Here is a 13,487-nt window from a genome sequence, read left to right on the forward strand (position 1 = left end):
TTTTAAGCATGCAGTTGTCTAGACAAGATGAGCCGGTATATCGCGAGTTGGCCGACATCCTGCGCCGCGAGTTGGCGCAATACCGCGCCGGAGACTTCCTGCCGGCCGAGGTGCAGCTGGCTGAACGCTTTGGGGTCAACCGCCACACCTTGCGCCGCGCCATCGATGAGCTGGTATTCGAAGGCAGTCTGCTGCGGCGTCAGGGCAAAGGTACGCAAGTGCTGGAGCGACCGCTGATTTACCCAATGGCCGCCGACAGTGCCTACAGCCAGTCGTTGTCGGCCCAGGGCCTGGGTGTCGAGGCGTTATTGCTCAAGCGCCGCTACTGCTACGCCAGCCGTGAAGAAGCGCTGCATCTAGGGCTGAGCGAGATGGCGCCAATGATCGAATTGCAGACCCTGCGCAAGCTCGATCAGCAACCGGTCAGCCTGATCCGCCATCGTTACTGCGCCAGCCACGCGCCGTTGCTGGCGGATTACACCGGCGGTTCCCTGCGCCAGTACCTGAGCGAACGCGACCTGCCGCTGACCCGCACCCTGAGCCTGATCGGCGCCCGTTTGCCCAACCGCGAAGAAGCCGCGCTGCTGATGATGCCCCGGCATTTGCCGGCGCTGAGTGTGTTCACCCTTTCCCGCGATCGCGACGGCCGTGCGGTGGAGCTCGCGCAGTCCACCAGCCGTTCGGATCGCTTCCAGTACCAGGTCGTCACCTGATGGAGAACTCAATGCATGACTCAATTCACAGCCCTGTTCCTCACGCCGAACGCCAGCACTGGATCGGCGTGCTGGCCCGCGCCCGTCGCAGCGAATTGCAGCCCCATGAAGCGGCACTGCGCGACGTCGAGTACCAACTGATCCGCGCTCCGGAAATCGGCATGACCCTGGTCCGTGGTCGCATGGGTGGCAACGGTGCGCCGTTCAACGTCGGCGAAATGAGCGTGACCCGTTGCGTGGTGCGCCTGGCCGATGGCCGTACCGGTTACAGCTATCTGGCGGGCCGCGACAAGGTCCACGCCGAACTGGCCGCGCTCGCCGACGCGCATTTGCAAGGCACGCAGCAGCGCCATTGGCTCGAGCAAATGATCACGCCGCTGGCCAACACCCAAGCCGAACGCCGCGCGCAAAAAGAGGCGGACACCGCTGCCACCAAGTCGAATTCTTCACCCTCGTGCGAGGAGAAAACTGATGAGCGCACAGCTGTTGCAACCGGCGTTCGCCGACCCGGTGCTCGATGCCCAGCGCGGTTTTCGCGCGGCACTCAAGGCTCTCGCGGGCCCCGGTCTGATCCAGACCCTGCACGCCACGCCGAGCCTCGAAGGACTGGCGCCAGCAACCTACGCGCTGTGCCTGGCGTTGCTGGATGTCGACACGCCGCTGTGGCTGGCGCCGTCGTTCGACACGCCGCTGATCCGCGCCAACCTGGCATTCCACTGTGGTTGCCCGTTGACTGCAAACCGGGAGACCGCGCGCTTCGCCTTGCTCGCCGCCGACGATCTGCTCGACCTGAGCGACTTCGACCACGGCAACGACCGCTACCCCGATCAGTCCTGCACCTTGCTGGTTCAACTGCCGAACCTCGACGGCGGGGCAGGGCTGCGCTGGCGCGGGCCGGGAATCGAAATCGAGCACCACGTTGCGCTGCCGGTGGCGGACGGCTTCTGGCGCGAACGTGAACGACGCAACGAATTTCCCCGGGGGCTGGATCTGTTGTTTGCCGCTGGCCACGACCTGATCGGCTTGCCGCGCAGCACCCGCATTGCACAGGAGCGTGTCTGATGTACGTAGCCGTCAAGGGTGGCGAACAGGCCATCGACAATGCCCACCGTCTGCTGGCGAAAAAACGCCGGGGCGATACCTCGGTCACTGAACTGAGCGTCGAGCAGATCCGTCAGCAACTTCCGCTGGCGGTTGCTCGGGTGATGAGCGAAGGCTCGCTGTACGACGAAGAACTCGCCGCGCTGGCGATCAAGCAAGCGGCGGGGGATCTGGTGGAAGCGATTTTCCTGCTGCGTGCCTACCGCACCACGTTGCCGCGCTTCAGCCCGAGTTTGCCGATCGACACCTCGAACATGCAGCTCAGCCGACGCCTGTCCGCCACCTTCAAGGATGTGCCCGGCGGTCAACTGCTGGGGCCGACCTTCGATTACACCCATCGCTTGCTCGACTTTGCCCTGCTGGCTGAGGGCGAATATCCGGGTCCGCAAGTCACGCCGAACGCCAGCCTTGAAGCCTGCCCGCGCGTCCTCGGCTTGCTGGCCAAAGAAGGCCTGATCAAGAACGAATCGGACAACAACGAAACCGTCGCTGACATCACCCGCGACCCGCTGGAGTTGCCCGCCAGCCGCGCCAAACGCCTGCAAGCGCTGGCCCGTGGCGATGAAGGTTTCCTGTTGGCGCTGGGCTATTCAACCCAGCGTGGCTATGGCCGCAACCACCCGTTCGCCGGGGAAATCCGCATCGGCGATGTCGAGGTATGGATCGATCCTGAAGAGCTGGGTTTCCCGGTCTGCCTGGGCAGCATCGAAGTCACCGAGTGCGAAATGGTCAACCAGTTCGTCGGCTCGGCCACCGAACTGGCGCAGTTCACCCGTGGTTATGGCCTGGCCTTCGGACATGCCGAGCGCAAGGCCATGGGTATGGCGCTGGTCGACCGCGCACTGCGCGCCAAGGAGTTCAACGAAGAGATCGAGTCCCCGGCGCAACAGGAAGAATTCGTGCTGATGCACTGCGACAACGTCGAGGCCGCCGGCTTCGTCTCGCACCTCAAATTACCCCACTACGTGGACTTCCAGGCCGAACTGGAACTGATCCGCAAACTGCGCAAGCCTGCCGAGGGACAAAGCCATGAATGATCAGTCCTACTCCATGAAGGGCGGGGCGCCGATCCGCGACGCGGCCTACAACTTTGCCTACCTCGATGAACAAACCAAACGCATGATTCGCCGCGCCTTGCTCAAGGCCGTGGCGATCCCCGGTTATCAGGTGCCGTTCGGTGGCCGCGAGATGCCGTTGCCTTACGGCTGGGGCACCGGCGGCATGCAATTGACCGCAGCAATTCTCGGCGACGATGACGTGCTCAAGGTCATCGATCAGGGCGCGGACGACACCACCAACGCGGTGTCGATCCGTCGCTTCTTCGCCCGCACCGCCGGGGTCGCCACCACCGAAATCACCCCGGACGCGACGGTAATCCAGACCCGTCACCGTATCCCGGAAACCCCGCTGCACGCCGATCAGATCATGGTCTATCAAGTGCCGATTCCTGAGCCGCTGCGTTTTATCGAACCGTCGGAAACCGAGACCCGGACCATGCACGCCCTCAACGATTATGGGGTCATGCACGTCAAGCTCTACGAGGATATCGCCACTTTCGGCCACATCGCCACCGCCTATGCCTACCCGGTGATGGTCGACGAGCGCTACGTGATGGACCCGTCGCCGATCCCCAAATTCGACAACCCGAAACTCGACATGAGCCCGGCGCTGATGCTGTTCGGCGCAGGCCGCGAGAAGCGTCTGTACGCAGTGCCGCCGTACACCAGAGTCACCAGCCTCGACTTCGAGGATCACCCCTTCGAAGCGCAGAGGTGGGACGAGTGCTGCGCCATCTGCGGCAGCCATGAGTCCTTCCTCGACGAGCTGATCCTCGATGACGCCGGCACCCAGAGCTTCGTCTGTTCCGACACTTATTACTGCGCCCAGCGCGTCAGCCAGCAGGAGCAGGCCCAATGAACCAGGCGCTGAAAAACGAACTGTCCGTGGCCACCGAACCCTTGCTGCGAGTGCGCGATCTGTCGCTGTTGTACGGCCCGGAAAAGGGTTGTCAGGGCGTCAGCTTCGACCTGTACCCCGGTGAAGTGCTGGGGATTGTCGGCGAGTCCGGTTCCGGTAAATCGACCTTGCTCTCGCTACTCAGCGGACGCCTGCCGCCGCAAAACGGCCGCATCGGTTACCGCGACAAACAGGGCCAATGGCTCGACCTGTACAGCGCCAGCGAAGCCGAACGCCGAACTTTGCTGCGCACCGAATGGGGCTTCGTCGAGCAGAACCCGCGTGACGGTTTGCGTATGGGCGTGTCGGCCGGGGCCAACATCGGCGAGCGGTTGATGGCCCAGGGCGTTCGCAATTACCAGCAGTTGCGCGGGGCTGGGCTCGACTGGTTGAGTCAGGTGGAAATCGATCCGCAACGCATCGACGACTTGCCCCGGACCTTTTCCGGCGGCATGCAGCAGCGCCTGCAAATCGCCCGCAACCTGGTCTCCAGCCCGCGCCTGGTGTTCATGGACGAACCGACTGGCGGCCTCGACGTTTCGGTGCAGGCGCGTTTACTCGATCTGTTGCGCGGGTTGGTGCGTGAACTGGATCTGGCGGTGGTGATCGTCACCCACGATCTGGCAGTGGCGCGGCTATTGGCCGATCGCCTGATGGTGATGCGCCGCTCGCGGGTGGTGGAAACCGGTCTTACCGACCAGATTCTCGACGATCCGCAGCACCCTTACTCTCAACTGTTGGTGTCTTCGGTGTTGCAGCCATGATGAATACCTTGATCGAGGTCCGTGACCTCTCGAAAACCTTCACCCTGCATCAGCAGCACGGCGTGGTCCTCAACGTGTTGCGCGGGGTGGATTTCAGTGTGGCGGCCGGCGAATGTCTGGTGCTGCATGGCCAGTCGGGTGCCGGTAAAAGCACGTTGCTGCGCACCCTGTATGGCAACTATCTGCCTGCGGGCGGCAGCATCCGCGTGCAGCACGATGGGCAATGGCTGGAGCTGGTGGGTGCCGAGCCCCGGGACATTCTGCAGGTGCGTCAGCGCACCTTGGGTTATGTCAGCCAGTTCCTGCGAGTGATTCCTAGGGTGGCGTGCCTGGACGTGGTGATGGAGCCGGCGCTGGCCCGTGGCTGGTCGAAATCCCTCGCGCAATCGCGTGCCGAGTTGCTGCTCAGTCGCCTGAACATTGCGCAACGCTTATGGCAACTGGCGCCCGGCACCTTCTCCGGTGGCGAGCAGCAACGGGTCAACATCGCCCGAGGCTTCATGGTGGCATGGCCAGTGATGTTGCTCGACGAGCCAACCGCTTCGCTGGACGACAGCAATCGTCAGGTGGTGCTGGAATTGATGAACGAAGCCAAACAAGCCGGTGCCGCGCTGATCGGCATCTTCCACGACCGCGTCGCCCGGGAAGCGGTTGCCGATCGCCATCTCGACATGAGCCTTCTAGACATTACCCCTGCCGTCGTGAACCAAGAGGAATACGCCGATGCCCGTTGAACAGATCCTCAGCAATGCCCAACTGGTCACCGCTGACCGCGTGTTCTACGGCACCGTGGTGCTGCGCGACGGCTTGATCGTTGACGTGGCCGAAGGCCCGAGCCGCTTGCCCCAGGCCCAGGACCTCAATGGCGATTACTTGCTGCCGGGCCTGGTGGAGCTGCACACCGACAACCTGGAAAAACACATGACCCCGCGCCCCGGCGTGGACTGGCCGTCGCGCTCGGCGGTACTCAGCCACGATGCGCAAATCATCGCGGCCGGTATCACCACGGTGTTCGACGCGGTGTCTATCGGCGACGTCAACCCCAAGGGCAATCGCATGCAGAAATTGCCGGCGATGCTCGAAGCGATCTCCAGCGCCTCCGATGCGGGACTGACCCGCGCCGAACACCGCCTGCACCTGCGCTGCGAGCTGTGCCATCCAGACACCCTCAGCGTATTCCGCGATCTGGTGGAGCATCCGCTGGTGCAACTGGTGTCGGTGATGGACCATTCGCCGGGTCAGCGCCAATTCGTGCTGGAGTCCAAGTACCGTGAGTACTACATGGGCAAATACCACCTGACGACGACGCAGATGGACGAATTCATCACGTTGCAGATGGCCAACTCCCGAGAGTACAGCGACCGCTATCGCGCTGCGATTGTCGAGCATTGTCTGGCCCGCGGCCTGTCGGTAGCCAGCCATGACGACGCGACCCTGGCCCACGTCGAAGAGTCGGCGCGCTACGGCATGACCATCGCCGAGTTCCCGACCACCGTCGAAGCGGCGCGCGGTTGCCGGCAACAGGGCATGAAGGTGTTGATGGGCGCACCGAACATCGTGCGCGGTGGTTCGCACTCGGGTAACGTGGCGGCCGCTGACCTGGCGGCAGAAGGGCTACTGGATATTTTGTCCAGTGACTACTACCCGGCGAGCCTGTTGCAAGCGGCATTTGCACTGGCGGCTCAGAGCGAACGGGTCGACCTGGCCGAGGCTGTGCGCATGGTTAGCCTGGCTCCGGCCAGGGCCGCAGGCCTGAATGATCGCGGCGAAATCGCTCCGGGCTTGCGCGCCGATCTGGTGCAGGCACGCAGTCAAGACGGTTTACCGGTGGTCCAGCAAGTATGGCGACAAGCGAAGAGGGTGTTTTGATGTCAGGCAGGTTGATCTATCTCATCGGGCCTTCAGGTTCGGGCAAGGACAGCCTGCTGGATGCTGCACGAACACGGTTGGCCGAACGCGGCTGCCGTATCGTGCGGCGGGTCATCACCCGCTCGGCGGAAGCGGTAGGCGAGGCGGCGCTGGGCGTTAGCGCCCAGCAGTTCGCCGAGATGCAGGGTCAGGGCGCGTTTGCCCTGAGCTGGCAGGCCAATGGCCTGGCTTATGGCATCCCGCGGGAATTCGACGATTGGCTGGCGGCGGGGGATGACGTGCTGGTCAATGGCTCGCGCGGGCATCTGCCGCAGACTCGTGAGCGTTATCCGAACGTGCTGGCGGTGTTGCTGACCGTGGACGAAACTGTGTTGCGCCAGCGCCTGCTGGCGCGCGGGCGTGAGTCCGTGGCCGAGATCGATCAGCGGCTGGCGCGCAATGCCCGCTTCGGCGAACGTCTTCTCGCCGACGACCCGACAGTGCACCTACTCGATAATTCCGGACCACTGGAACATACGGTCGAACGCCTGCTGGCCTGCATCGACGAGGCCAACCCATGCGCCTGACGCTGCTGGGCACCGGCGATGCCCGTCAGGTGCCGGTCTACGGCTGCGGATGTCAGGCCTGCGCCCGCGCGCGCACCGATGAACGCTGGCGACGACAACCCTGCTGCGCGCTGATCGAATGCGGCGACCAACGCTGGCTGATCGACAGCGGCCTGCCGAACCTCACCGAACGCTTCCCGCCGCGCAGTTTCAACGGCATCTTCCAGACCCATTACCACGCCGATCATGCCCAGGGCCTATTGCACCTGCGCTGGGGCCAGGGCCTGGTGATCCCGGTGCATGGCCCGTCGGACCCCGAAGGCCTGGCGGACCTCTACAAACACCCGGGCATTCTCGATTTCAGCCAGCCGTTCGAAGCCTTTGAAAACCGGACCTTCGACGCGCTGAGCGTCACCGCCTTGCCGCTGCTGCACTCCAAACCCACCCTCGGCTATTTGCTGGAAGGCGAGGGCCGGCGGATCGCCTATCTGACCGATACTGTAGGCCTGCCGCCAGCCACTGTTTCCTGGCTGCAACAGCAACCGCTGGATTTGCTGGTGCTCGACTGCTCGATGCCGCCACAACCGCAGGCCCCGCGTAACCACAACGACCTGAATCTGGCGATGGCGTGTATTGATGAGTTGCAACCGGTGTCAGCGGTACTGACCCATGTTGGGCATACGCTGGATGCGTGGTTGATGGAGCATCGCGGCGAGCTACCGGGAAATGTCAGTGTGGGGTTTGATGGGGCTGTATTGTAGGAGCTGACGAGTGCAACGAGGCTGCGATCTTTTGATCTTGATTGAGAAGGAATTCAAGCCTCATTCAGTAACAACCCCTGAACATACTCCACAAATGCCCGAGCCTTGGCGCTGGCCATTCGGCCCGTGGGAAAAACCACATGGTTTGAGACTGTGGGAGTTCGCCTGCCTCTGATCGATCTTCAAAATAAAAAGACTTCAAGACAGTTGCTCCCACAGGGGGCCTCTGTGGCTGGGTTACTCAGCGGGGTCGAGTAGGTCCAGTGCACGGTTCACCGAAATTTCCGCCACGCTCATGATCAGGTGAACGCCCAGCAGGGTATTGCGGCTGGGTCCTGTCTCCTGGTCTGCCAGGTCCATGGTGATCACGCAGGCTGAGGCCAGCGCTTCGCTGACACCACCGAGCAGGGAGTGGACGTCGACTTGCAGGTTGACGCTGTACGTCTTGCACGGCGTGCGCGGGAGGGCTCGGATGTCGGCGAAGGAGCGCTGAGCGTCGTCGACGTTACGGTCGGTGGCTTCGTCGGGCTTTTCTGTATCGGGGTTTTTGTGTGGGGAAGCGTTGTCTGTATTTGGGGGATCAGGCGTTACTTTAGTCATAAACAATGTTTCCCATTGGTGCCAACCCTTCCCGCCGCTATGCGAAAAGGGTGGCAGCTGCACGCAGGTAGCGGACCGGGGAACATTGCAAAGCCGGTGCGCCCGAAGGCGCCCTGCGTACAGCCACCATCAAACTACAGGTGTGAAAAAGCACCTGCGCGATGGATGCACGAGCAGCAATGATGCCGCGGGCCGCTATGCCCGACCACTGATGAGCAGTGGCCGAGCAACGATAAAACCCGCGGTCAGGCTGCACAAGCCGGCGGATTCTGGCGTACCCGTAGGCAACGGCGCAAGGTCGTGTGGCTTACAAGAAGTGAAACTAAACGCGATTAAACAGCTGTCGCCGGCATGTAATACGTCCGACAGGCGAGGTTTCCAAAAGACCCTTTCGGCAAGGAATTGGGAAATGTCCGACGTATTTCTCAGTTTGAAGGTCGGAAGGCGTTTAAATAATGCCTGCCGCTACAGATCGGGGAAGCGGCTCATTCACACGCGGTAAAACAACCTCCCGTCACGCCGTATAAATCTGTGCTTGAGTAAATATAACTCTGGAGTTACTTTTATTTAGGCCGGAGCAAGGAGGCGATGGTGCAGAGCAGGCTATTGATCAAGGAAATGATGGCGGCAGGCTGGACGTTGGACCGGGTCACAGGCAGTCATCACATCTTCACTCACCGTTACAACCCATACACGATTCCCGTCCCCCACCCGAAAAAGGATTTGCCGGTCGGGACGGTCAAGAGCATCAGGAGGCGAGCCGGGCTGTATTGCCCGCTAGCCAGTTACGCAGGAGATCCATAATGCAATATCCAATCTGTATCGAGTGGGGCGATGAAAACACCGCCATCGGTATTCAGATCCCCGATATTCCAGGCGCGGTAACCGCCGGGGATACCTTTGAAGATGCCTATAACGCAGCGGTCGAGATTGCCCACATCATGCTGCAGGAGATTGCGGCGAGCGGGGAGACGATTCCGATGCCGACGTCTATGGCTGACCATCTCGGCAATCTTGACTTCATCGAGATGGGTTGGGGCCTACTGGAAATCGATATTTCGCCCTATCTGGGCAAGACCGAGAAGGTCAACGTGACGCTTCCGGGGTATGTGATCCAGCGAATCGACCGTTATGTGCGCGAACACAATGTCAAAAGCCGTTCGTCGTTTCTGGCGGATGCGGCGATGGAGAAGCTGGCTCGGTTGTAGGAGCCGGCTTGCTGGCGATAGCGGTGTGTCAGGCGCCATCTTTATTGATAGATGTGCCGCCTTCGCCAGCAAGCCGGCTCCTACAGATCAGGCCGTCGCCAACGAACGCTTCTCTGAAGCACTCAAAAACCGAACCAGCGCCACCAACGGAAACGCACTACCGACAATCACGATCCACAACCAGCCACCCTGTTCATACACCGCACTGGCCACCGAAGAACCGAACGCGCCACCAATGAAGATGCTGGTCATGTACAACGCATTCAGGCGACTGCGGCTTTTGGCGTCAAGAGCGTAGACCGCACGTTGGCCGAGAACCATATTCATCTGCACGCAGAAGTCGAGCACCACGCCAGTCACCGCCAAACCGATGACGCTGTAGGCCGGATGAATGAAGGCTGGCAGGAAGCTCAGGCTGGCGAACAGCAGCGCCAGCAGGGAAGCAATGCGGGTGTGGCCGGCATCGGCCAGGCGACCGGCAATGGGCGCAGCGATGGCGCCGATCGCCCCGACCAGCGCGAAGATCGCGATATGCGATTGCGACAAGCCATGATTGCGCGCCAGTTCCAGCGGCACGGCAGTCCAGAACAGGCTGAACGTGGCAAACATGCAACCCTGATAAAACGCGCGTTGACGCAACACCGGTTGCTGGCGCAGCAGCGTCCACAGCGAGCCGAGCAACTGGCCATAAGACGCACTGTGATCAGGCTCACGCTTGGGAATGGTTACCGCCAGCACGATGCTGATCCCCGCCATCAAAAGCGCCGCAATCACAAACATCGCTCGCCAGCCGAAGTGATCGGCGACGACGCTGGACACCGGTCGCGCCAACAGAATTCCCAACAGCAGGCCCCCCATGATTCCGCCAACCACGCGGCCACGAGACTCTTCCGGCGCCAAGTGCGCAGCCAGCGGAATCAGGATCTGCACCGACACCGAACTGAATCCCACCAGCAACGAGATCAGCAAAAACACATTCGGCTGGTCGGTGAATGCTGCGCCCAACAGGCTGGCAATCGCCACCAGGGTGGTGATGATCATCAAGCGGCGGTTTTCCAGCAGATCGCCCAGCGGAACCAGGAAGAACAGGCCCAACGCATAACCAATCTGGGTCAGCGAAACGATGAAGCTGGCCATGGTGCTGGTCAGGCCGATGTCCGGCGCGATCAGGCCGATGATTGGCTGGGCGTAGTAAATATTGGCCACGATCGCACCGCAGCAAAAGGCGAACAGCAGCACCATGCCTCGGGTCATTGTCGCGGTGCCTTGGGGCACCTGAGTCGCTGGATTCATAACGTGTCTCGCTGAACAAATGGGAATGCGTGCAGGCTAATGGCCTGACCAATAGGGCGGAAGAGAGTTTGGAGTGATAGCAGTCATTCCATTGCGGAATGAGTGACGAGCGTGCGTGCCGTCCGCCGATGACCGTTGCGTCAAAAAATCATGGGTCGATGATACATTCACTTACATCTTGTTCGATAGCGTGCTTATGTTTCTCTTTTCTCTTTTCACGTTTCATCACAGGAAGGCACTTCCATGAATGCGATGTTCCGTCACCTTGTATACGGCGTTTCGGTTGTCACGCTGATCGGCCTGTTCACCGCAGGCCAGGCCCAGGCGCAGGATGCACCGGGCATGCGTATTGGCGTACGGGGAGAGATTACCGGTGTGAGCCCTACGGGGGTGAGCCCCGATGTCCTGAAAGTCCACGCCAATAGCGGCGAGAACGTGACCATCAACCTGACCAAGGACACCAAGGTCCGTGCCGTCACCATGGCCAATATCGAGGACATCAAGCCCGGCAGCTACATCGGTTCGGCAGCTATTGCTCAAGAGGATGGAAGTCTGAAGGCGCTGGAGGTCCACGTCTTTCCACCGGAACTGGCGGGCAGTGGCGATGGCCATCGACCCTTTGATCTGGTCAAGGGCAGCAGCATGACCAACGGTAGCGTCGGCGATCTGGTGGTCAGCAATGGCCGGGTGTTGACCGTCAACTACAAGGGCGGTCAGCAGAAGATTCTAGTGCCGGAAGACGTGCCGATCGTCAACCTGATGCCGGGGGATCGCAGCTTGCTGAAGGTGGGCGTGAAGATCGTTACATTCGTGACCCAAAGTGCGGATGGAACGCTGACGGCCCAATCGATTTCCGCGGGCAAGGATGGTGTGACACCCCCCATGTAATGTTCACTGGGCGACCGACTATCCGAAGAAATACCCGCTTTCCCGCGACAGCTAAAATCAACAGGGGGATCACTTCAACGCGTCCTTACAAAGCGGGAGTATCACGATGAAAATCGTATCTTCGCTGGCGTTGGTGGTAGCGGTTGGGATGATCTGCGGGTGCTCGACGGTACCTGATAGTCAGGTCACCAACGTTCCCCTGAACGCTACTTCCATCAATGCCGGGAACATCGCCCGGCCAATCATGATGCCCGATGGTCATGCAACCGTGTTCTGGTTCGCTGTCAGTGGCGAGCCTCAGGGCAGTGCCTTGCCAGGCCGTTTGCAGGCGTACATCTATCAGGGCAGTTGTGGAAGCCTGAGTGCGAAACCGGCCTATGACATGAACGACGGTCCGAATGCGCGGTTCTATTCGCAAGCGTCCATGCAGTACTTCTGGAAAAGCGCACCGGTCAATGTAGAAACGCTTCGAGCGGGCGGCTATGCGCTGGTGGTGAAGGAAAGCCCGGCGGACGGTCACCAGGCTATTTTCTGCGGCAACCTGAGCTGACGTCCCTGTAGGAGCGAGCATGCTCGCGATGGTCGTCAACGATAACGCGGGAAACCAGATGCCCAACGGTGTCCATGGTTTCTTCGCGAGCATGCTCGCTCCTACAGAAGGGCAACGCGTACAAAAAAGGCGACCTCTTCAGGTCGCCTTTTTTATGTTCAGCGCTTACTGCGCATAAATCTGGTCGAAAATCCCGCCATCATTGAAGTGGGTCTTCTGCACGGTGCGCCAGTCACCGAAGGTCTTCTCGACCGACAGGAAGTCCACTTTCGGGAAGCGGTCGGTGTACTTGGCCAGTACCGCCGGATCACGCGGACGCAGGTAGTTGGCGGCGGCTATTTCCTGGCCTTCCGGCGACCACAGGTACTTCAGGTATTCCTCGGCGGCGGCACGGGTGCCTTTCTTATCGACGGTTTTATCGACTACCGACACCGGTGGCTCGGCTTCGGCGGAGACGCTCGGGTAGATCACTTCGAACTGGTCACGGCCAAACTCGCGGGCGATCATTTCCGCTTCGTTCTCGAAGGTCACCAGCACGTCGCCGATCTGGTTGGTCATGAACGTGGTAGTGGCTGCACGGCCACCGGTATCGAGCACTGGTGCTTGCTTGAACAACTTGCCGACGAAGTCTTTGGCCTTGTTCTCGTCGCCGCCGTTTTTCAGCACGTAGCCCCACGCCGACAGATAGGTGTAACGGCCGTTACCCGAGGTCTTCGGATTCGGCACGATGACTTGCACGCCGTCCTTGAGCAGGTCCGGCCAGTCTTTCAGGGCTTTGGGGTTGCCTTTGCGGACAATAAATACGGTGGCCGAGGTGAACGGCGCGCTGTTGTTGGGCAGGCGCGTGACCCAGTTGTCCGGAACCAGTTTGCCGTTGTCCGCCAGGGCATTGATATCGGTGGCCATGTTCATGGTGATTACGTCAGCCGGCAGACCGTCGATGACCGAGCGCGCCTGTTTGCTGGAGCCGCCGAAGGACATTTGCAGGGTGATGTTTTCGTTGTGTTCGGCTTGCCAGTGTTTCTGGAACGCAGTGTTGTAGTCCTTGTAGAAATCGCGCATCACGTCGTAGGAAACGTTGAGCAGGGTCGGTGCGGCCTGAGCCATGCTGGTCAGTGCCAGGCTAGCGGCCAGAAGTGAGGCGCCAAAGATTTTTTTCACTGCGAATTCCTTGTTCTGTGTGTGTAGGAGCTGCCGCACCACCTGTAGGAGCGAGCATGCTCGCGAAAAACGCCAAGA

16 protein-coding genes and 1 pseudogene are annotated in these 13,487 nt (G+C 60.8%); 14 read left to right on the forward strand and 3 right to left on the reverse strand.

From position 1 onward, the window contains the following. The first annotated feature begins 8 nt into the window (after positions 1-8). From phnF to phnP, 10 genes and pseudogenes are all read left to right on the forward strand, one after another. Positions 9-713, forward strand: coding sequence for a phosphonate metabolism transcriptional regulator PhnF (gene phnF, locus CES87_RS23605; protein ID WP_128607983.1), 705 nt, complete (start codon positions 9-11; stop codon positions 711-713). An 11-nt stretch (positions 714-724) separates the two neighbouring features. Beyond that, a pseudogene (gene phnG, locus CES87_RS23610) lies at positions 725-1,185 on the forward strand (phosphonate C-P lyase system protein PhnG). Further along, positions 1,185-1,775, forward strand: a complete 591-nt coding sequence (gene phnH / locus CES87_RS23615; RefSeq protein WP_128607984.1) for a phosphonate C-P lyase system protein PhnH — start codon at positions 1,185-1,187, stop codon at positions 1,773-1,775. The pseudogene phnG and the gene phnH overlap by 1 nt, the downstream one beginning before the upstream one ends. Continuing rightward, positions 1,775-2,851 carry a carbon-phosphorus lyase complex subunit PhnI gene (locus CES87_RS23620; protein WP_128607985.1) on the forward strand — a complete coding sequence of 359 codons (1,077 nt, stop codon included), beginning with the start codon at positions 1,775-1,777 and terminating at the stop codon, positions 2,849-2,851. The genes phnH and CES87_RS23620 overlap by 1 nt, the downstream gene beginning before the upstream one ends. A gap of 13 nt (positions 2,852-2,864) precedes the next feature. Further along, complete coding sequence (locus CES87_RS23625; protein ID WP_178081474.1) at positions 2,865-3,731, forward strand: alpha-D-ribose 1-methylphosphonate 5-phosphate C-P-lyase PhnJ; 867 nt, start codon at positions 2,865-2,867, stop codon at positions 3,729-3,731. After that, positions 3,728-4,534: a phosphonate C-P lyase system protein PhnK gene (gene phnK / locus CES87_RS23630; protein WP_128607987.1), complete on the forward strand. Its 807-nt coding sequence runs from the start codon at positions 3,728-3,730 to the stop codon at positions 4,532-4,534. The genes CES87_RS23625 and phnK overlap by 4 nt, the downstream gene beginning before the upstream one ends. Then, entirely contained in the window at positions 4,534-5,268 is a 735-nt protein-coding gene (gene phnL, locus CES87_RS23635) for a phosphonate C-P lyase system protein PhnL (RefSeq protein ID WP_128608083.1), read from the forward strand. Before phnK ends, phnL begins: the two co-directional genes overlap by 1 nt. Further along, a complete protein-coding gene (locus CES87_RS23640) occupies positions 5,258-6,403 on the forward strand; it encodes an alpha-D-ribose 1-methylphosphonate 5-triphosphate diphosphatase (protein WP_128607988.1) in 1,146 nt (381 codons plus the stop codon). Before phnL ends, CES87_RS23640 begins: the two co-directional genes overlap by 11 nt. Further along, positions 6,403-6,969, forward strand: a complete 567-nt coding sequence (phnN, locus tag CES87_RS23645; protein WP_128607989.1) for a phosphonate metabolism protein/1,5-bisphosphokinase (PRPP-forming) PhnN — start codon at positions 6,403-6,405, stop codon at positions 6,967-6,969. Before CES87_RS23640 ends, phnN begins: the two co-directional genes overlap by 1 nt. Continuing rightward, entirely contained in the window at positions 6,960-7,709 is a 750-nt protein-coding gene (gene phnP / locus CES87_RS23650; protein WP_128607990.1) for a phosphonate metabolism protein PhnP, read from the forward strand. Before phnN ends, phnP begins: the two co-directional genes overlap by 10 nt. 237 nt (positions 7,710-7,946) lie before the next feature. Here the strand turns inward: phnP and CES87_RS23655 are convergent, their stop codons facing one another. Beyond that, a complete protein-coding gene (locus CES87_RS23655) occupies positions 7,947-8,309 on the reverse strand; it encodes a DUF6124 family protein (RefSeq protein WP_128607991.1) in 363 nt (120 codons plus the stop codon). Between the two features lie 591 nt (positions 8,310-8,900). On the opposite strand from CES87_RS23655, the gene CES87_RS23660 reads away from it, so the two are divergent. Both CES87_RS23660 and CES87_RS23665 read left to right on the forward strand, forming a co-directional pair. Beyond that, entirely contained in the window at positions 8,901-9,113 is a 213-nt protein-coding gene (locus tag CES87_RS23660) for a type II toxin-antitoxin system HicA family toxin (protein WP_128607992.1), read from the forward strand. Continuing rightward, on the forward strand, positions 9,113-9,517 hold the full coding sequence (locus tag CES87_RS23665) for a type II toxin-antitoxin system HicB family antitoxin (RefSeq protein ID WP_128607993.1): 405 nt from the start codon (positions 9,113-9,115) through the stop codon (positions 9,515-9,517). The genes CES87_RS23660 and CES87_RS23665 overlap by 1 nt, the downstream gene beginning before the upstream one ends. An 87-nt stretch (positions 9,518-9,604) precedes the next feature. Here CES87_RS23665 and CES87_RS23670 read toward each other — a convergent pair whose 3' ends face one another. Next, a complete protein-coding gene (locus CES87_RS23670; RefSeq protein ID WP_128607994.1) occupies positions 9,605-10,810 on the reverse strand; it encodes an MFS transporter in 1,206 nt (401 codons plus the stop codon). Between the two features lie 243 nt (positions 10,811-11,053). Between CES87_RS23670 and CES87_RS23675 the strand changes: the two genes are divergently transcribed. After that, positions 11,054-11,698: a hypothetical protein gene (locus CES87_RS23675; protein WP_128607995.1), complete on the forward strand. Its 645-nt coding sequence runs from the start codon at positions 11,054-11,056 to the stop codon at positions 11,696-11,698. Between the two features lie 106 nt (positions 11,699-11,804). Then, a complete protein-coding gene (locus CES87_RS23680; protein ID WP_128607996.1) occupies positions 11,805-12,248 on the forward strand; it encodes a hypothetical protein in 444 nt (147 codons plus the stop codon). A gap of 165 nt (positions 12,249-12,413) precedes the next feature. On the opposite strand, the gene CES87_RS23685 is transcribed toward CES87_RS23680, so the two are convergent. Continuing rightward, complete coding sequence (locus tag CES87_RS23685) at positions 12,414-13,409, reverse strand: sulfate ABC transporter substrate-binding protein (RefSeq protein ID WP_128607997.1); 996 nt, start codon at positions 13,407-13,409, stop codon at positions 12,414-12,416. Positions 13,410-13,487: the final 78 nt, after the last annotated feature.

The sequence above is a fragment of the Pseudomonas sp. ERMR1:02 genome (assembly GCF_002277815.1).
Lineage (GTDB): Bacteria > Pseudomonadota > Gammaproteobacteria > Pseudomonadales > Pseudomonadaceae > Aquipseudomonas.